This window comes from Ciceribacter lividus, from assembly GCF_003337715.1.
Lineage (GTDB): Bacteria > Pseudomonadota > Alphaproteobacteria > Rhizobiales > Rhizobiaceae > Allorhizobium > Allorhizobium lividum.
The window spans coordinates 227,383-245,132 of the sequence record NZ_QPIX01000001.1 but is presented as its reverse complement, the minus strand read 5'-3'; the positions used below and the strand labels follow the sequence as shown (position 1 = coordinate 245,132).

Here is a 17,750-nt window from a genome sequence, read left to right as displayed (position 1 = left end):
AGGCGCCGTCTCTTTCACAAGACCCGGCAGGTGGACGAAGATCACTCTCACCAAACGCGGACACCGGAAAGCCATGCAGAATCAAGCGTCTCCAGAGCCGATCGAAAGTACGCTCCTCGCGAGGAACGGAAGGGATCGCTTTCGCCACGGCTTCTTCACCCGCAAGGGCGGCGTGTCGGAAGGCATCTATGAAGGCCTGAACGTCGGGCTCGGCTCCAACGATGCGCCCGAGCGCGTGCACGAGAACCGCAGCCGCGTCAGCCGCTGGTTCGGACTGCCTGCGGAGCGGCTCGCGACCGTCCACCAGGTCCATTCGCCGGACGTGATGGTCGTCGACGCCCGCTACGACGGTTCGCGCCCGCAGGCCGATGCCATGGTGACTTCGGCGCCGGGCGTCATCCTCGGCGTCCTCACCGCCGATTGCGGGCCGATCCTCTTCGCCGACCCGGAAAACGGCGTCATCGGCGCGGCCCATGCCGGCTGGAAGGGCGCCCTCACCGGCGTTCTGGAAAACACGATCGCCGCCATGGAACAGCTCGGTGCCGCCCGCGAGAGCATCGTCGCCTGCCTCGGCCCCTCGATCAGTGCGCAGAATTACGAGGTCGGCCCCGAGTTCGTCGCCCGCTTCCTCGAACAGGATCCGTCCTACGAGGCCTTCTTCTCTTCTTCCGCCAAGGAAGGGCACGCAATGTTCGACCTGCAGGGCCTGACGCTGAAACGGCTCACGGATGCCGGCCTCAAGGCCGAAAGCCTCGGCCTCTGCACCTATGCCGACCCCGGTTCCTTCTTCTCCTATCGTCGGACCACACATGCGGGGGAACCGGACTACGGCCGCCAGATTTCCGCAATCGCAATCACGGAGGACTGACATGGCGCTGCACTTCGACGCGAGCGAATACGCTGCCCGGCTCGACCGCCTGACGGCGCGCATGGCCGAAGAAAAGCTCGACGCACTGCTGCTCTTCGCCCAGGAGAGCATGTACTGGCTGACGGGCTACGACACCTTCGGCTACTGCTTTTTCCAGACGCTCGTGGTGAGGGCGGACGGCTCGCTGACGCTGCTCACCCGCTCCGCCGACCTGCGCCAGGCGCGCCACACCTCGACGATCGAGAACATCGTCGTCTGGGTGGACCGCGTGAATGCCGATCCGGCCATGGACCTGCGCAACCTGCTGAGCGACATGGACCTGCTCGGATGCCGCATCGGCGTCGAATATGACACCCACGGCATGACGGGCCGCGTCGCGCGGCTTCTCGACAACCAGCTCACGACCTTCGGCCAGATCGTCGATGCCTCTTACCTCGTCAGCAATCTCCGGCTGGTGAAGAGCACCGCCGAAATCGGCCATATCGAGCGCGCGGCAGCCCTTGCCGACGACGCGCTCGACGCCGCCTTGCCGCTCATCAGGGCAGGTGGAAACGAGGCGGACATCCTCGCGGCGATGCAGGGAACGATCCTGGCGGGCGGCGGCGATTATCCGGCGAACGAATTCATCATCGGTTCCGGGGCGGACGCCCTTCTCTGCCGCTACAAGTCCGGTCGCCGGACGCTTTCCGAGAAGGACCAGCTGACGCTCGAATGGGCGGGCGTCGACGCCCATTACCATGCGGCAATGATGCGGACGATCCTCATCGGCGAGGCGACCACGCGCCACCGCGAACTCTACGCGGCCTGTGAGGCGACGATCCGCGAGATCGAGGCGGTGCTGCGTCCGGGAAACACTTTCGGCGACGTCTTCGACACGCACGCCCGCATCATGGACGAGCGGGGCCTCACCCGGCACAGGCTGAACGCCTGCGGCTATTCGCTCGGCGCACGTTTCTCGCCGTCGTGGATGGAGCACCAGATGTTCCATGCCGGCAATCCGCAGGAGATCCTCCCCGACATGTCGCTTTTCGTGCACATGATCGTCATGGATTCCGAGCGCGAAACGGCAATGACCCTCGGCCACACCTATCTGACGACGGAGGAAGCGCCGCGTGCGCTCTCGCGGCATCCGCTCGAACTTCTCGTCCGCTGACGCGGCCTCGTGAAATTTCGGGGAATTGACAGCACCCCTCCCGGACCCGATAAGAAGGGTGGATGAAAAGCTTGACCGAACAGGAAGGGCAAATGGCAGGATGAAGTGGATCGCGATAGCATTGAACGTGCTGATCCCGGCGCTCGCCCTGTCCGGCTGCAATACCACCGATGCCCTGACGCCGCGCGCCGACGTCGGCGGAGGAACGCAGGTCGCGAGCTCCCCCGTCACGCAGTCCGACACCGACCAGATGGCCGGCGTCTCCGCAGGGCAGCAGTCGCTCGCCGGCCAGGAATACGCGACACCGCCGCAGAACACGCTCGAAGCCCAGGCCCAGGCGCTCGCCGCCGGCAGTCAGCCGATGCAGCCTCCCCCGCCGGTCGGAGGCGTGACGACCCAGCAGCAGCCGGCCGCTCAAGCGTCTTCACCGGCGCCGACACAGACGGCCGCCCTCGCCCCCGCAAAGGGTACGATCCGCTTCCTGCCGATCATCGGCGCGCCGATCCAGGCGGTAACGCCGCTCTCACGCCAGCTCGGGGCCGAGGCCCGTGCGCACGGACTGGCGATCAAGGGCTCGAACGACCCGGCGGCCGACCACATCCTCAAGGGCTATTTCTCGGCCTTCTCCGAAGGCGGCAAAGTCACGATCATCTATGTCTGGGATATTCTCAACCAGAGCGGAAGCCGCCTGCACCGTATCCAGGGCCAGGAGGTCGTTCCTTCCTCGGCGACCGAGGCCTGGGCCGGCGTGCCCGCCTCCCTCATGCAGCAGATCGCGACCAAGACAATCAACGAATACACGAGCTGGCTGGCCGGACACGGCGGATGACCACTGGTCACAAACTTTTCACGAATTTCGTGGTCGCGACCGCAAGGCCTCTTGCATTCAGGTTCAAGGACGCTAAAAAGCGCCCATCCAGCATGACAACAGGCGGGCCAAAATGAAGGTTTTCGCGGGGAATTCGAACCGGCAGTTGGCCGAGGCGATCTGCAATTATCTCAATGTTCCTCTTGGAAAAGCCACCGTTCGACGGTTCGCGGACCAGGAAATTTTCGTAGAGATCCAGGAAAACGTGCGCGGCGAGGACGTTTTCGTCGTCCAGTCCACCTCCTTCCCGGCCAACGACCACCTGATGGAACTGTTGATCATGATCGACGCGTTCCGCCGCTCCTCCGCCCGCCGCATCACCGCCGTGCTTCCCTATTTCGGCTACGCCCGCCAGGACCGCAAGCCGGGCCCGCGCACCCCGATCTCCGCGAAGCTGGTCGCCAATCTCATCACCGAGGCCGGCGCCGACCGCGTGCTGACCCTCGACCTGCATGCCGGCCAGATCCAGGGCTTCTTCGATATCCCGACCGACAATCTCTACGCCGTGCCGCTTCTCGCGCGCGACGTGAAGGAACGCTACGACACCAAGAACGTCATGGTCGTTTCGCCGGACGTCGGCGGCGTGGTTCGCGCCCGCTCGCTCGCCAAGCGCCTCGACTGTCTTCTCGCGATCGTCGACAAGCGCCGCGACCGTCCGGGTGAGTCCGAAGTCATGAACGTCATCGGCGACGTGACCGGCAAGGACTGCATCCTGATCGACGATATCGTCGACTCGGGCGGCACACTCTGCAACGCCGCGGAAGCGCTGCTGAAGAACGGCGCGACCAGCGTGACGGCCTATATCACCCACGGCGTGCTCTCGGGCGGTGCGGTGACCCGCGTCGCCTCGTCCAAGCTGCGCGAGCTGGTGATCACCGACTCCATCCAGCCGACGACCGCCGTCCAGTCCGCCCACAACATCCGCGTTCTGACGACCGCCAACCTGCTCGGCGAAGCGATCAACCGCACCAGCGCGGAAGCCTCGGTTTCGAGCCTCTTCGACTGAGGCTCGCCTCCCCTGTCGTAAACAATGACGGATGCCCGCATCGTCGCGGCATCCGAACATTCGACAGTGTTTACTTAAGATTGCCGTAAGCAATTTCCGCGACACTTCCGCGCAATCTAGTTGCGGGAGGAGAATATTTTATGTCGCGCACCGATATAGGGACGGACCGAATCCGTCCTCTGTCGTCCGTCAAGGCGAAATTCGCCGGCCTCGTCGTCGGAGCCACATTGGTCTCGTGCATGGCGGTCGGCCTGTTGAGCTACCAGATCGGCAAGGCGGGCCTGATCGACGCCAGCAAGTTGCGGCTGGAGTCGGTGGCTGCCACCCAGTCGAAGGAAGTCGCCTCCTATCTCGACCGCGTAGGCCAGTCGCTGGCCGAAATCGCGCAGAATACGGCGGTCGGGGAAGCGACCGACATGATGGTCAACATCATTCCCGTCGAGGCGCCGACGATCAAGAAGGTCTTCCAGCCGGACGGCTCGACCGTCGAAGAGCGGATCGCCATCGACGGCAGCAAGCAGAAGCTGCTCTACGGCGTGCGCCACGCGGCCATTCACGGCACGCTGTCGAGCACCTGGAAGAACACCAATGTCAGCGACATTCTGGTTGCCGACGTCAACGGGACGATCGTCTACACCGTAACCAAGGGTGGCGAACTCCTGACGACGCTCGACGATCCGGCCAATGCCCGCCTCAAGGAACTTGCCGAGCGTGTGAAGGCCGGCGGCGACCGCGACGTCCATTTCTCGCCCTTCGGTGACTACCCTTACGAAGCCGGCGTGCCCTCGGCCTTCGTCGCGCAACCGCTCGCCATTTCCGTCTGGGGCGAGACGCAGCGCAAGGGCACCGTCTTCATCCGCGTCTCAGCCGACAAGCTGTCGCAGATGATGAAGCCGGACGGGCTCGGCGCCACCATCGACGACGCCTTCCTCCTCAGCGACGACGGCAGCCTGCGCGGCGGCACGATTACCGGTGGCAAGGATGCAGTCGTCGCGCCGGAACTCGTGGAGGCGGCGAAATCCGGTGCCAGCGGCGCGACCTTCGCCGGTTCGGCGAACGGCACCTCGTTCTACGCCTATCGCCCCCTCGATCTCTTCGGGCAAAGACATCTCCTCGCGATCGGCCAGGAGGACGCCAAGGTTCTGGCATCGGCCAACGACCTCGCCAAATGGGCCTTTCTCGCGACCGTCGCGGTGCTCGCAGTGATGGGCGTCATCGGGACCTTCGTCTCGTCGAGCCTCACCCGCCCGCTGACCGATCTCGCGAAGCTGATGAACCGGCTGAACCAGGGTGACAAGAACATCGAAATCCGTGCCGCCGGTCGCCCCGACGAAATCGGCGTCATGGCCAGGGCGCTCGAATCCTTCCGGACCAGCGCGCTGGAAAAGGACCGGATGGAAACGGAGGCGGTCGAACGCGGCGAGCAGATCGAGGAAGAGCGCCGCCAGCGCGAGGCAGAGAAGGCCCGCAGCGCACAGGAACTCGAATATGCCGTCTCCGCACTCGCCGGCGGACTGCAGGACCTTGCCGACGGCAAGCTGAACGTCCGGATCGACACGCCCTTCGTGCCCTCGCTGGACCACCTGCGCCTCGACTTCAACCAGTCGCTCGAACATCTCGAACAGACGATCCGCACGATAAGCGAAAGCGCCGACGTCATCCGCAGCGGCTCTGCCGACCTCAAGGCCGCATCGGAAGACCTCGCACATCGCACCGAACGGCAGGCGGCGTCGCTCGAGGAGGCCGCCGCCGCCCTCGGCGACATGACGGGCTCCGTGAACGATGCGCTGAAGCGTTGCGAAACGGCGGTCCAGGTCGCAGCCGAAAGCCTCGCCGGTGCGAAGACCTCGTCCTCGGTCGTGGGCGAGGCGATCACCGCGATGGAGCGCATCGAAGGCTCCTCCTCGAAGATCCGCCAGATCATCGACGTCATCGACCAGATCGCCTTCCAGACGAACCTGCTTGCGCTCAATGCAGGCGTCGAGGCGGCCCGGGCCGGTGACGCCGGCAAGGGCTTTGCCGTCGTCGCGCAGGAAGTCCGCGAACTGGCGCAGAGGTCGTCCGGTGCCGCCCGCGACATCAGCCAGCTCATCAACACCTCGACGTCCGATGTCGAAGGCGGCGTCGCACTGGTGCTGAAGACCGGCGAAAGCCTGCATCAGATCGAGACCAACATCGCGGCGATCAACGACCAGATCGGTGCGATCGCCACCGCCTCGCGCGAGCAGTCGATGCGGCTTTCCGAGATCAATGCCTCCGTCAACGCGCTCGACCAGGTGACGCAGCAGAATGCCGCCATGGTCGAGGAAACGACGGCAAGCGCCTTCGCGCTGGCGCACGAGGCAGACGGCCTCACCGGCCAGGTGAACCGCTTCGCCATCGACCGCGGCGCAGCAGCCGTAAGACGTCAAGCGGCCTGAGCCGGTGACAATGACGACAGCAGCCCGCGGCGCTCCGGTGCCCGCGGGCTTTTTATGTCTTGGGACGGGACGGGGCAGGAATGCCGCACGAGGCCTCGCCGGATCCGAACAGCCGCGAGCGCGTGAGAAAGCGCCGCTCCCGGCCGTTGTCGAGCGAAAACATCCCGCCCCTGCCCGGCACCACATCGATGATGAGCTGGGTGTGCTTCCAGACCTCGTACTGGCTGCCGCTGATGTAGAACGGCACGCCGCCGATCTCGCCGAGCTTCACGTCAGTCTCCCCGACGCGGTATTCGCTCGCCGGATAGCACATCGGCGAAGAACCGTCGCAGCATCCGCCGGACTGGTGGAAGAGGATGTCCGGGTGGTCGCGCCGGATCTCAGATAGGAAATCGAGCGCCGCTTCGGTGGCAATCACGCGCGGTTCGCCGGCGGGACTTTCGGTCATCGTCGTTCCTTCCAAAGACGTTGCCAACACGCGAAACCCTCCCCTTGAGGGGGAGGGTCGGCACGCAAGTGCCGGGGTGAGGTGACCCTTGGTGGAGGTGCACAATCACCTCACCCGCAGCTCTGCTGCAACCGCCCCCATCGAGGGGGAGGTGGTGGAGGCCTCCTCAGAAGAAGCCGAGCGCCTTCGGGCTGTAGCTCACCAGCATGTTCTTGGTCTGCTGGTAGTGGTCGAGCATCATCTTGTGGGTCTCGCGGCCGATACCCGACTGCTTGTAGCCGCCGAAAGCGGCATGGGCCGGATAGGCGTGGTAGCAGTTGGTCCAGACGCGGCCGGCCTGAATGTTGCGGCCGAAGCGGTAGCAGCGGTTGGCGTCGCGGCTCCACACGCCGGCGCCGAGGCCGTAGAGCGTGTCGTTGGCGATCGACAGCGCCTCGTCCTCGTCCTTGAAAGTGGTGACAGAGACCACTGGGCCGAAGATCTCCTCCTGGAAGACCCGCATCTTGTTGTGGCCCTTGAAGACGGTCGGCTGGATGTAGAAGCCGTCGCTCAACGCGCCGCCCAGATGCGCACGCTCGCCGCCGGCGAGCACCTCGGCGCCTTCCTGCTTGCCGATGTCGAGATAGGAGAGGATCTTCTCCATCTGCTCGGTCGACGCCTGCGCGCCCATCATGGTGCTCATTTCGAGCGGGCTGCCCTGCACGATCGCCTTCACGCGCGGAAGGGCGCGCTCCATGAAGCGGTCATAGATCGACTCGTGGATCAGCGCCCGGCTCGGGCAGGTGCAGACCTCGCCCTGGTTGACCGCGAACATGACGAAACCTTCAATCGCCTTGTCGAAGTAATCGTCGTCCTCCGCGGCAACGTCGGCGAAGAAGATGTTCGGCGACTTGCCGCCGAGCTCGAGCGTCACCGGGATCAGGTTCTGGCTGGCATATTGCATGATCAGCCGGCCGGTCGTCGTCTCGCCTGTGAAAGCGATCTTGGCGATGCGCGGACTGGAGGCGAGCGGCTTGCCGGCTTCGAGGCCGAAGCCGTTGACGACATTGAGCACGCCGGGCGGCAGGAGATCGCCGACGAGGTCCATCAGCACGAGGATCGAGGCAGGGGTCTGCTCGGCCGGTTTCAAGACGACGCAATTCCCGGCGGCGAGCGCCGGCGCCACCTTCCATGCGGCCATCAGGATCGGGAAGTTCCACGGAATGATCTGCCCGACCACGCCGAGCGGTTCGTGGAAGTGATAGGCGACGGTATCGTGGTCGATTTCGCCGATCGAGCCTTCCTGTGCGCGGATGGCGCCGGCAAAATAGCGGAAATGGTCGATCGCTAGCGGAATGTCGACAAGCGTCGTCTCGCGGATCGGCTTGCCGTTGTCCCAGGTCTCGGCGCGCGCCAGAAGCTCGAGATTGGCTTCCATGCGGTCGGCGATCTTGTTCAGGATATTGGACCGCTCGGTGGTCGAGGTGCGGCCCCACTTGTCCTTGGCGGCATGTGCGGCGTCGAGGGCGAGATTGACGTCGTGCTCGTCGGAGCGGGCGACCTCGCAGAGCTTTCCGCCGGTCACCGGCGTGATGTTGTCGAAGTAGCGGCCGTTCACCGGATCGCGCCACTCGCCGCCGATGAAATTCCCGTAGCGCAGCTTGAACGGGCTCTCGGCAATGGTCTGGACTTGGATATTCATGAAATCATCCTCCCTGGATCGAGGTCCCTCCTCAGGACCGATGGGAGAATGATTGCCGGCAACGCCCTTCGCGGATAGGGGGATGACAGGATACCGCAGCGCACACTGTTTCAGTTCTGCGACACTTGCGGCGGCGTCACTGGAGGGCGAGGCGCTTCATCTTCCGGTGCAGGGTCGCACGGCTGATGCCGAGCACCTGGGCGGCCTGCGAGACGTTGCCATTGGTACGCGACAATGCCCGGCGCAGCGCCGCACGTTCCGCCTCGTCGAGGTCGGCGACACCGTCTCCCCTGCTCTCGCAGAGTGCATCCGAAGCCGGCAATCCTTGAGCGATCCGCTGGTCGTCGAGCCTCAGCGCCAGACGCGCCGCCCTGGTGGCTCCGAGCACGAGGTCGTCACCGTCGACGGCGAGAAGCGCGACCGAGCCGGCGCTCGCCGTCGGGACCATCACGAAACGGGCGCCCGGAAAGGCGAGCCTGAAGAGCGTCGCCTCGACGCGAACGGCCGCGTCGCGCACCGCCTGCGAGAGGATCGCAAGCGTCATGTCGGTGACGTCGTTGCGGCAGGTCGAGATGTCGAGCGCCGCGGCGACACGTCCGAGATGATCGCGGATCGGTGCCGTCACGCAGCTGAGCTCCGTGTTCGCGCTCAGGAAATGCTGGTCGCGGTGGATCATCACCGCCCGCTGGTCGGCGAGGGCCGTGCCGATGCCGTTGGTCCCGACGCTCGCCTCGCTCCAGACGGTCTGCGGCCAAAGCCCGAGGTCACGGAAGTCCGCATCGTCGGACGGCGCACCGCGGCGATCGAGCACCACGCCGTCGCGATCGGAAAGAAGGATGCAGCAACCCGACCGGCCGACGGTCTGATAGAGCCGATCGACCTCCTCGCTGCAGGCGAAAACCAGATGGCCTGCCCTCTCCCGCGCGGAGCGGAAGACCGTTTCGTCGACACGAACAGGCTTGCGGCGCTCTTCCGGCTGGAGCTGATGAAGGTCGAGGCAGCGGCGCCACGAGGCCGCAATCGGCGAACTGGCGGCGGCAGAACTCTGCGTCGCTGTCTGATAGACCAAGTCTGAGTGGTTGGGCTGCCGAGGCATCTGCTCCTCCCAAAGCATATGACATCATGCCTGCGCATGGACTATCTTTCAATCATCATCCGCTGATACAAGACCGATACGAATATCACCCTCGCATCTGTCGCAGTTTTGAGACACTCGCGGATGGCTTCATGCCGTTCCTTGCCGCACCGCAAGGAGGACGGGTAGTGTTTGTGCCGCCGTTCACGCGAAAAGCCCTGCAATTGCCGGCCTGCGCTTGCCTTTCGCGGCCTTCTGGTCTATAGCGCCCCCGTCCGCGTAGACACCCTTGGAGGCAACGCGGATGAGGCCGTCGCAAGACACCTCGGTTTCGCATGGCAGGTCAACATCGCCCTGCCCCGGAACTCTCCAAATAACCTTGAAAGGATAAAGCCATGAGCCACGCTTCTTACGAGCTCAAGGCCGTAGCACGCGAACGGGTTGGTAAGGGGTCCTCCCGTGAACTTCGCCGCAACGGTTCCATTCCCGCTGTCATCTATGGTGACAAGCAGGCCCCCATTTCCATCGCGCTCGACACCAACGAAGTCACCAAGCGCATCCACGCCGGCGGTTTCATGACCACCGTTGCGACGATCGACCTGAACGGCGAGAAGATCAAGGTCCTGCCGAAGGACTACCAGCTCGACCCGGTTCGCGATTTCACGATGCACGTCGACTTCCTGCGCGTCTCGGCCGACAGCCAGGTTTCGGTCCAGGTTCCGGTTCACTTCATCAACGAAGAGAAGTCGGCAATCAAGATCGGCGGCGTTCTGAACGTCGTTCGCCACGAAGTCGAGCTGCACTGCCCGGCCGATGCGATCCCGGAATTCATCACCGTCGACCTCGCCGGCCACAAGATCGGCGACAGCCTGCACATCTCGCATGTGAAGCTGCCGGCCGGCGTGACCCCGGTCATCGCCGACCGTGACTTCACGATCGCAACCATCGTCGCCCCGGCTGGCGGTGTTTCCGAAGGCGGGGAAGCTGCCGAAGCGTAATCGCGCAATCGGCACTCCGGACTTTTCCGATCCCGTCTCCGAAAGGAGGCGGGATTTTTCGTTTCCGGGCTCGAAAACCGGCCCGCTGCGGCATGAAAGCCCGTTGCATGAGGGCTTTAGCGAGATTTAATGATTTCGTGTCAGCCTTACCTGCCGCAAAAGTTGCGTAAGGGGGATGTGACACCGTGAGGGAAGCGATATCGGATCAACCATATCCTGGCGGTGACAAGCCATGACACGGTCGGTCGAAAGCCGTTTTCTCGCGATCATCGCAATCGCCGTCGGCATCCTCGTCATCCCTCTCCTCGGGCTCTTCCTCGCCCTGTCGTCGGAGCGCTCCGCGAAGGAGCTTGACGACCACGTCGAGATCCTCCTCGCCGCCAATGCACTGGCGCTGGCAAAGCCGCTCTGGGACTTCGACCTCGAGAGCGCCGAGCGGATCACCGCCGCACTTACCTCCGACGACGCGATCACCAAGGTCCGGGTCCGCGACGTGGCCGGCGGCATCAACGTCTCCATGCCGCCGATGCCGGCCTGGCCCAAAGGCGGCGTCCAGTCTCGTTATCGTCCGATCATCTACAAGACGCTGGACGGCCCGAAGACCGTCGGCACCATCACCGTCTATTACCACCGGCTCGGCATCTTCTCGGCTCTCCGGGAGGCGGAAGGTGTCTTTATCGGCATCTTCATCGTCGCGATCCTCGCCATGGTCGGCGCCGCCATCCTCGGCAACCGCATCATGATCGTCAAGCCGCTGCTGAAGCTGACGGCTGCCATCGAGGCGACCCGAAGGCTCGGATCGCGCCATCACGTCGACTGGAACTCAAACGACGAAATGGGCCGGCTCGCAAAGAGCTTCAACGCCATGCAGACGCAGCTGGAGCAGGAAGAACGGGAGCTCAAGATCGCGCACCGGCGGGCGACGGACATCTACAATCTGACACCCGCCATGCTGTTCTCGATCGATGAGAACGACCGTATCACCGACGTCAGCGACTATTGGCTGCTGGCGACGGGCTACGCGCGCGAGGACGTCGTCGGCAAGCACTTTGCGGATCTCGTCGATAGCCCCGTGCGCGGTGCGTATCTGGTCCACCGCCACGGTCCGAGCGACCGCAAGGTCGTCGAATGCACCACCAGGTTCGTCTGCAAGGACGGCCGTGTCATGGACGTGCTGATCGTCGAAAGCGGCAAGGCCGCCGGTGACTGCGAGACGGGCCTTTCCCTCAGCGTCATGACCGACGTGACCGAGCTCAAGCAGTCGGAAGCCAGGATCCGTCGGCAGGCGGTGACCGACCATCTGACCGGCCTCTTGAACCGGCAAGGCTTCGAGAGTGTCCTCGATGAGGAAATCCGCGAGACCGACGCCCGCCAGGGCGAGCTCGCCTGCATCTTCGTCGATCTCGACCGCTTCAAGTGGATCAACGACAATCTCGGCCACCAGGCCGGTGATACGGTGCTGCGCCGGCTCGTCGAACTCATGGAACAGCAGCTGCCGCCGGCAGCCACCGCCGCGCGTATCGGCGGCGACGAGTTCGCGGTCCTGCTTCGCTCAGACAATGCCGAAGCGGATGCGCTCGCCCTCGCCCATCGTCTCTGCGGGATGCTGGAGGAGCCCCTCCTCATCAACGGATCGACGGTGCGGCTGAGCGCCAGCATCGGTGTCGCGCTCTATCCCCGCCACGCGCACAATGCGGCGGAACTGCTGCAGAAGTCGGACATGGCGATGTACACCAAGAAGCGTGGCGGCAAGAACGGCGCGCTGCTCTACGACCCGCTGATCCAGGACAACACCCGCCAGCGGGCGGAGATCGAGCAGGACATCGAGGAGGCGCTTACCAACGACTGGTTCGAGGCCTATTTCCAGCCAATCGTCGACCTCGGCAACAACCGGGTGATCGGATACGAGTCGCTGATGCGCCTCGCCCACCCGCGAAAGGGACTGCTGCCGCCCTCCGACATCATCAGGATCGCCGAGGAAACCGGGGCGATCGGCCGCATCGGCAACCGCGTATTCGAAAAGGCGCTCGCCAACCTCGTTGCGCTCACCCGGGCGTCCGGCGACGACAAGACCTATCTCGCGGTCAATTTCTCTCCGCTCCAGCTCGAGCAGACGCTGCCGATGCTGCTGACGACGTTGACTGCCCGCCACCACATCGATCCGCGGCGCATCGTTGTCGAGATCACCGAGGCGACGCTGCTCCACGACAACCCGCAGATCCGCATGGTACTCGACGAATTCAGCCGCATCGGCTGCCGCATCGCACTCGATGATTTCGGCACCGGTTATTCTTCTCTCAGCTATCTCAGCCGCTTCCCCGTCGATATCGTGAAGATCGACCAGTCCTTCATCCGTTCCCTCGCCGCCGACGAGGCGGAATTGCGCCACAAGAGCCGCATGCTCGTCGAAGGCATCACCGCCATCTCCCACAAGATGGAATGCTCGGTGACCGCGGAAGGCGTCGAGACGAAGGAGCAGCGCGACCTCCTTCAGGGGTTTGGTGTCGACTGTGGACAAGGCTATTTCTTCGCGCGGCCGCAACCCGTGGAGCAATTGATCGCAGCCTACGACACTGCCCGAAAGACAACCTCCGTCGCCTGACCGCGGCGACAACCGAGCAAGGATGGCATGACATGAAGAGGCTTGCATTACTGCTGCTGCTCGGCACGGCGCCAGCCGCCGAGGCCGAAACCGTCCATTTCACGACGGAGAACTATCCGCCCTACAATTTCCGCGAAAACGGCGAGTACCGCGGCCTCGGCTACGAGCAGGTGGTGGCGCTGATGAAGGACACCGGCGTCGACTACACGATCGAGATGATGCCATGGGCCCGTGCGATCGCGCTTGCCGAGAGCGAGCCGCTCCACTGCGTCTTCACCACCGCGCACATCGCCGAACGCAACAGCCGTTTCAAATGGGTGGAGCCGCTCGCGATCGACCGCAACGTCATGGTGGCGCGGGAAGGTGCCGGCATCAAGGCGATCACCATCGCCGAGGCGCGGGAATACGTCGTCGGAACCCAGCGCAACGACTATACCCAGCAATTGCTGGAGCGGAACGGTTTTCCGAAGATCGACCTCGCGACCGATCTCGACCTGACACTCAAGAAGCTCCTGAGCGGCCGCGTCGACATGATGCCGATCTCGGAACGCTACTATCTCCAGCTGCGCGAAGAGGGCCACCGGCTCGAAAAGCGCTTCGTGCTGGCGGAGCAGAAGTTCAGCATCGCCTGCAACCTGAACTTTCCCGAGGATATCATCCGGAAGATGCAGGCAGGCCTCGACAAGCTGATTGCCGACGGCACGCAGAAGGCGCTCCTCACCAAGTACGGAATGCAAGTCCTCAACTGACGCGGACGCCCGCAGGGCTTGACATCCGCGCGGTTTCGCGGTGGTGGATCACAGACCCATTCCAAAGGCGGACCGTCCCATGCTCATCATCGCCGGCCTCGGCAATCCGGGCGCCAAGTATTCGGAGAACCGGCACAATATCGGCTTCATGGCGGTGGATGCGATCCATCGCCGCCACCGCTTCTCGCCCTGGAGCAAGAAATTCAAGGCGGAGATCGCCGAAGGCGAGATCGGCGGAGAGAAGGTGTTGCTGATGAAGCCACAGACCTTCATGAACCTTTCCGGCGAGGCGGTGGGCGAGGCCATGCGCTTCTACAAGCTGAAGCCTGCCGACATCGTGGCGATCCATGACGAACTCGACCTTCCCGCCGGCAAGGCGCGGATGAAGACCGGCGGCGGCCATGGCGGCCATAACGGGCTGAAGTCGCTCGACGCCCATTGCGGCAAGGACTACCGCCGGCTCCGGCTCGGCATCGGTCATCCCGGCGACAAGGAGCGCGTGCACGGCCATGTGCTCGGCGATTTTGCCAAGGTCGACCGGACCTGGCTCGATCCGCTGCTCGATGCGATCGCCGACAATGCCGACCTGCTGCTCCAGCCCGACGAGTCGAAGCTCATGAACAAGCTCGCACTTGCGACCGGCGGCAAGGAGGAGCCGGCGAAAGCGAAGCCGGAGAAACCGGCCGGCCAGTCGCACATCCGTCAGGCCCGCAACAACGCCCAGCCGAAGAAGCTGCCCGAAACCGGACCGATGGCGGAAATGCTGAAGCGGATGTTCTCGAAGAAGGACGATTGATGCGATGGCGAACCCGGTCGAGATACGGGCGCTGGGAAAGCCGGATCTACAAGGTCTGCTGTCACTCTACGACCAGTTGATCGAGAGCGATCTGCCGCTGGCGCCCGATCTCGCGGAAGTCCGCTTCGATGAAATCCTCGGTCACGACGGTCTCACCGTGTTCGGCGCCTTCGTCGACGGTACGCTCGCCAGCACCTGCACGCTGATCGTGGTGCCCAATCTCACACGCGGCGGCATGCCGTACGCCTTCATCGAAAACGTCGTCACCGATGCCCGGCATCGCCGCACCGGCCTGGGACGCCGGACCCTGCAAGCCGCAATCGACGCCGCTTTTCACGCTGGGTGCTACACCGTGCGGCTGATGACGGGCGCCAAACGACCGGGCACACTCGACTTCTACCGAAGCTGCGGCTTCGACACGACGAAGCACGGGCTGGAAATCCGCCTAATTCCACCGCGCTGAGCCGCGCCGCTACTCCTCCGGTTCGGTCGTGAACATCAGCGGAAAGCCCGCCTGCTTGCCGAGCTCCGTGCCTTCCTTGGCCTTGGTCTCGGCGATGTCGCGGACATAGACGCACACGACGCAGCTTCCCGAAACCGGATCGATGGCGGAGATGCTGAAGCGGATGTTCGGCAAGAAGGACGATTGATTCCCGCCTGCCCCGTCGCCAGACTTGGAACTCAATCGACCAAGCGGCAGGTCATTCTGTAGCCGCAGCAGAACGTCGATGCTTGATCGCAGTCTCCAGCAAGACTGCACCATCCTTTTCGAACCATGTAATCATCCTGCGAACAGGCTCCTCAGCTAGCCCCTTGCCACCTACCAACTCGGCCGAGGCCTCGGCCATGGCCGTTAGGATGCGCGACATCTCTGGGACGTAGGCGAGATTAGTGCGATCCTCATAGCGCATGCGGATAATCTCGTAACGCATGTTCTCCGGATAGGTCCACGCGCTTGTGAGGATATCCTGGACCGTCACGGGCTGTTCATTGACCACGACGTCGGCATCCCGATCGGCTTCAGTATAACCCGCCGCTTCGACGCGCTCACAGAAATCGATCGCCGCGTTCATCATGTTCCGGATGAGGCTCCAGTTGGTATTGCGCATGCCCTTCACTCCTCCGGCTCCGTCGTGAACATCAGCGGGAAGCCCGCCTGCTTTCCGAGCTCCGTGCCTTCCCTGGCCTTGGTTTCGGCAATGTCGCGGACATAGACGCAGACGACGCAGCTTCCCTTCTGGTGCGCCGTGATCATCACCCGGTAGCACATGTCCTCGCTCATGCGGAAAACCGCCTTGAGCACGACGACCACAAATTCCCGCGGCGTGTAGTCGTCGTTGACGAGGATGACCTTGTAGAGTCTCGGCCGTTCGATCCTGGGCCTGGTGCCCAGTTTCACCTTGACCGCAATATCATTGTCACTCATCGGAACGCTCCCGTGATGACAGATGGATGGGCAAAGCCTGACCGGACGATCTTGCCTCGCCAACGGACGCCGTTCAAGATCTTCGGGGCCGTCCATGCTCTGCAGACAGCAATTCAACCCCGCCGAACGGCCTTCCGATCGGCGCTCCGGTGACGACAGCCCTTGACCTTGCCCCGCCCATTTCGCAAAAGGCAGCAACGGAATTCTCAAGCTGAGCAGGTATTCAAGCCATGGGCTTCAAATGCGGTATCGTCGGACTGCCGAACGTCGGCAAATCCACCCTCTTCAACGCGCTGACCAAGACGGCGGCGGCGCAAGCCGCCAACTATCCCTTCTGCACGATCGAGCCGAACACCGGCGAAGTCGCCGTTCCCGATCCGCGCATGCCGAAGCTCGCGAAGGTCGCCGGCTCGAAGGAAATCATCCCGACCCGCATCTCCTTCGTCGACATCGCCGGCCTGGTGCGCGGCGCGTCGAAGGGCGAAGGCCTCGGCAACAAGTTCCTCGCCAATATCCGCGAAGTCGATGCCATCGTGCACGTCCTGCGCTGCTTCGAGGATCCTGACATCACCCATGTCGAAGGCCGCATCGATCCGGTCGGCGATGCCGACACGATCGAGACCGAGCTGATGCTCGCCGACCTCGAAAGCCTGGAGCGCCGCGTCGAACAGACCCGCAAGCGCGCGACCGGCAAGGACAAGGAGTCCATGGCGCAGCTTCCGGTCATGGAAGCGGTCATCAAGCTGCTGCAGGAGGGCAAGCCCGCCCGTCTGCTCCTGAAGACGCTCGGCGCCGACGAGATCCAGATCCTGAAGGAGCTGAACCTCCTCACCTCGCATCCGGTCCTCTATGTCTGCAACGTCGCGGAAAGCGACGCCTCGACCGGCAACAAGTACACGGAAGCCGTCGCTGAGATGGCGAAGGAACAGGGCGCCGAAACAGTCATCATCTCCGCGGCCATCGAGGCCGAGGTCGCCCAGCTTCCGGAAGAGGAATCGAAGGAGTTCCTCTCCGCACTCGGTCTGGAAGAAGCCGGTCTCGACCGGCTGATCCGCGCCGGCTATCACCTGCTCGACCTGATTACCTACTTCACCGTCGGTCCGAAGGAATGCCGCGCCTGGACGATCGTCCGCGGCACCAAGGCGCCGCAGGCCGCCGGCGTCATCCATACCGACTTCGAGCGTGGCTTCATTCGCGCCTTCACCATCGGCTATGACGACTTCATCGCCTATGGCGGCGAAGTCGGCGCCAAGGAAGCCGGCAAGGCTCGCGACGAAGGCAAGGAATACGTCGTCAACGACGGCGACGTGATCCACTTCCGCTTCAACACCTGAGCGGACCAACTCCCATCACACGACGAAGAAGGCATCGCCACCACCGTGGCGATGCCTTCTTCTTTTACGATCGGCGGGAACGCCTCACGCCTTCTTCGTAGGGCAGGACGAGATGCCCAGCATCGAATAGAGCAGGCAGCTTCCGAAGAGCCCCGTCAGCAGCGGCACGATCCCGATCAGCGTATAGTAGCGCCACCACGCGCCCGGATAGTAGAAGAACAGGGACAGCAGCACGAGGCCGAGTACAATGCGTATGACCCTGTCGACCGTTCCGACATTCTTGGCAAACATTGTCTTTCCTTTCCGCGTTGCAGGAGATTCCGCAA

General features: G+C 63.6%; 17 protein-coding genes and 1 pseudogene. 11 read left to right on the top strand and 7 right to left on the bottom strand.

All coding sequences use genetic code 11. The features are described 5' to 3' along the window. Window positions 1-73: 73 nt before the first annotated feature. The 5 genes from pgeF to DFR48_RS01240 all read left to right on the top strand — a co-directional run bounded on the left by pgeF (window position 74) and on the right by DFR48_RS01240 (window position 6,315). Window positions 74-868 (top strand): peptidoglycan editing factor PgeF, encoded by a 795-nt coding sequence (gene pgeF, locus DFR48_RS01260; protein WP_114361343.1) that lies wholly within the window; start codon window positions 74-76, stop codon window positions 866-868. 1 nt (window position 869) lies between these two features. After that, the gene (locus DFR48_RS01255) at window positions 870-2,021 is read left to right on the top strand and encodes a M24 family metallopeptidase (RefSeq protein WP_114361342.1); all 1,152 of its coding nucleotides are present in this window, start codon (window positions 870-872) and stop codon (window positions 2,019-2,021) included. A gap of 100 nt (window positions 2,022-2,121) precedes the next feature. After that, the gene (locus tag DFR48_RS01250; RefSeq protein ID WP_114361341.1) at window positions 2,122-2,850 is read left to right on the top strand and encodes a hypothetical protein; all 729 of its coding nucleotides are present in this window, start codon (window positions 2,122-2,124) and stop codon (window positions 2,848-2,850) included. 112 nt (window positions 2,851-2,962) lie between these two features. After that, on the top strand, window positions 2,963-3,895 hold the full coding sequence (locus tag DFR48_RS01245; protein WP_112690805.1) for a ribose-phosphate pyrophosphokinase: 933 nt from the start codon (window positions 2,963-2,965) through the stop codon (window positions 3,893-3,895). A 140-nt stretch (window positions 3,896-4,035) separates the two neighbouring features. Beyond that, window positions 4,036-6,315, top strand: coding sequence for a methyl-accepting chemotaxis protein (locus tag DFR48_RS01240; RefSeq protein ID WP_114361340.1), 2,280 nt, complete (start codon window positions 4,036-4,038; stop codon window positions 6,313-6,315). A 52-nt stretch (window positions 6,316-6,367) separates the two neighbouring features. Here the strand turns inward: DFR48_RS01240 and DFR48_RS01235 are convergent, their stop codons facing one another. The 3 genes from DFR48_RS01235 to DFR48_RS01225 all read right to left on the bottom strand — a co-directional run bounded on the left by DFR48_RS01235 (window position 6,368) and on the right by DFR48_RS01225 (window position 9,540). Further along, complete coding sequence (locus DFR48_RS01235; protein ID WP_114361339.1) at window positions 6,368-6,763, bottom strand: DUF779 domain-containing protein; 396 nt, start codon at window positions 6,761-6,763, stop codon at window positions 6,368-6,370. Window positions 6,764-6,929: 166 nt separating this feature from the next. Further along, window positions 6,930-8,444, bottom strand: a complete 1,515-nt coding sequence (gene adh / locus DFR48_RS01230) for an aldehyde dehydrogenase (protein WP_114361338.1) — start codon at window positions 8,442-8,444, stop codon at window positions 6,930-6,932. A gap of 136 nt (window positions 8,445-8,580) precedes the next feature. Next, a complete protein-coding gene (locus tag DFR48_RS01225; RefSeq protein WP_114361801.1) occupies window positions 8,581-9,540 on the bottom strand; it encodes a helix-turn-helix domain-containing protein in 960 nt (319 codons plus the stop codon). A 374-nt stretch (window positions 9,541-9,914) separates the two neighbouring features. Between DFR48_RS01225 and DFR48_RS01220 the strand changes: the two genes are divergently transcribed. From DFR48_RS01220 to DFR48_RS01200, 5 genes are all read left to right on the top strand, one after another. Continuing rightward, on the top strand, window positions 9,915-10,517 hold the full coding sequence (locus DFR48_RS01220; protein WP_114361337.1) for a 50S ribosomal protein L25/general stress protein Ctc: 603 nt from the start codon (window positions 9,915-9,917) through the stop codon (window positions 10,515-10,517). Window positions 10,518-10,749: 232 nt separating this feature from the next. Next, entirely contained in the window at window positions 10,750-13,119 is a 2,370-nt protein-coding gene (locus DFR48_RS01215; protein ID WP_114361336.1) for an EAL domain-containing protein, read from the top strand. A 32-nt stretch (window positions 13,120-13,151) separates the two neighbouring features. Next, on the top strand, window positions 13,152-13,868 hold the full coding sequence (locus tag DFR48_RS01210; protein ID WP_114361335.1) for a substrate-binding periplasmic protein: 717 nt from the start codon (window positions 13,152-13,154) through the stop codon (window positions 13,866-13,868). 79 nt (window positions 13,869-13,947) lie between these two features. After that, window positions 13,948-14,664, top strand: a complete 717-nt coding sequence (pth, locus tag DFR48_RS01205) for an aminoacyl-tRNA hydrolase (protein ID WP_114361334.1) — start codon at window positions 13,948-13,950, stop codon at window positions 14,662-14,664. A gap of 4 nt (window positions 14,665-14,668) precedes the next feature. Next, complete coding sequence (locus tag DFR48_RS01200) at window positions 14,669-15,127, top strand: GNAT family N-acetyltransferase (RefSeq protein WP_114361333.1); 459 nt, start codon at window positions 14,669-14,671, stop codon at window positions 15,125-15,127. 9 nt (window positions 15,128-15,136) lie between these two features. On the opposite strand, the pseudogene clpS (DFR48_RS01195) reads toward DFR48_RS01200, so the two are convergent. The 3 genes and pseudogenes from clpS (DFR48_RS01195) to clpS (DFR48_RS01185) all read right to left on the bottom strand — a co-directional run. Beyond that, window positions 15,137-15,256: pseudogene (gene clpS / locus DFR48_RS01195) on the bottom strand (ATP-dependent Clp protease adaptor ClpS); the annotation flags it as partial. Between the two features lie 109 nt (window positions 15,257-15,365). Beyond that, window positions 15,366-15,773 (bottom strand): hypothetical protein, encoded by a 408-nt coding sequence (locus DFR48_RS01190; RefSeq protein ID WP_114361332.1) that lies wholly within the window; start codon window positions 15,771-15,773, stop codon window positions 15,366-15,368. A 5-nt stretch (window positions 15,774-15,778) separates the two neighbouring features. Continuing rightward, a complete protein-coding gene (gene clpS, locus DFR48_RS01185) occupies window positions 15,779-16,090 on the bottom strand; it encodes an ATP-dependent Clp protease adapter ClpS (protein WP_114361331.1) in 312 nt (103 codons plus the stop codon). Window positions 16,091-16,320: 230 nt separating this feature from the next. On the opposite strand from clpS (DFR48_RS01185), the gene ychF reads away from it, so the two are divergent. Further along, the gene (gene ychF / locus DFR48_RS01180) at window positions 16,321-17,424 is read left to right on the top strand and encodes a redox-regulated ATPase YchF (RefSeq protein WP_114361330.1); all 1,104 of its coding nucleotides are present in this window, start codon (window positions 16,321-16,323) and stop codon (window positions 17,422-17,424) included. 84 nt (window positions 17,425-17,508) lie between these two features. On the opposite strand, the gene DFR48_RS01175 is transcribed toward ychF, so the two are convergent. Beyond that, complete coding sequence (locus tag DFR48_RS01175) at window positions 17,509-17,715, bottom strand: YgaP family membrane protein (protein ID WP_114361329.1); 207 nt, start codon at window positions 17,713-17,715, stop codon at window positions 17,509-17,511. Window positions 17,716-17,750: the final 35 nt, after the last annotated feature.

Bases quoted from the DNA above. Each gene is read 5' to 3' on its own strand.
- DFR48_RS01255 (WP_114361342.1), top strand. From the start codon at position 870: ATGGCGCTGCACTTCGACGCGAGCGAATACGCTGCCCGGCTCGACCGC.
- pth (WP_114361334.1), top strand. From the start codon at position 13,948: ATGCTCATCATCGCCGGCCTCGGCAATCCGGGCGCCAAGTATTCGGAG.
- DFR48_RS01175 (WP_114361329.1), bottom strand. From the start codon at position 17,715: ATGTTTGCCAAGAATGTCGGAACGGTCGACAGGGTCATACGCATTGTA.
- DFR48_RS01190 (WP_114361332.1), bottom strand. From the start codon at position 15,773: ATGCGCAATACCAACTGGAGCCTCATCCGGAACATGATGAACGCGGCG.
- DFR48_RS01210 (WP_114361335.1), top strand. From the start codon at position 13,152: ATGAAGAGGCTTGCATTACTGCTGCTGCTCGGCACGGCGCCAGCCGCC.
- DFR48_RS01235 (WP_114361339.1), bottom strand. From the start codon at position 6,763: ATGACCGAAAGTCCCGCCGGCGAACCGCGCGTGATTGCCACCGAAGCG.
- DFR48_RS01200 (WP_114361333.1), top strand. From the start codon at position 14,669: ATGGCGAACCCGGTCGAGATACGGGCGCTGGGAAAGCCGGATCTACAA.
- DFR48_RS01245 (WP_112690805.1), top strand. From the start codon at position 2,963: ATGAAGGTTTTCGCGGGGAATTCGAACCGGCAGTTGGCCGAGGCGATC.
- adh (WP_114361338.1), bottom strand. From the start codon at position 8,444: ATGAATATCCAAGTCCAGACCATTGCCGAGAGCCCGTTCAAGCTGCGC.
- DFR48_RS01220 (WP_114361337.1), top strand. From the start codon at position 9,915: ATGAGCCACGCTTCTTACGAGCTCAAGGCCGTAGCACGCGAACGGGTT.
- DFR48_RS01225 (WP_114361801.1), bottom strand. From the start codon at position 9,540: ATGCCTCGGCAGCCCAACCACTCAGACTTGGTCTATCAGACAGCGACG.
- DFR48_RS01240 (WP_114361340.1), top strand. From the start codon at position 4,036: ATGTCGCGCACCGATATAGGGACGGACCGAATCCGTCCTCTGTCGTCC.
- DFR48_RS01250 (WP_114361341.1), top strand. From the start codon at position 2,122: ATGAAGTGGATCGCGATAGCATTGAACGTGCTGATCCCGGCGCTCGCC.
- pgeF (WP_114361343.1), top strand. From the start codon at position 74: ATGCAGAATCAAGCGTCTCCAGAGCCGATCGAAAGTACGCTCCTCGCG.
- DFR48_RS01215 (WP_114361336.1), top strand. From the start codon at position 10,750: ATGACACGGTCGGTCGAAAGCCGTTTTCTCGCGATCATCGCAATCGCC.
- clpS (WP_114361331.1), bottom strand. From the start codon at position 16,090: ATGAGTGACAATGATATTGCGGTCAAGGTGAAACTGGGCACCAGGCCC.
- ychF (WP_114361330.1), top strand. From the start codon at position 16,321: ATGGGCTTCAAATGCGGTATCGTCGGACTGCCGAACGTCGGCAAATCC.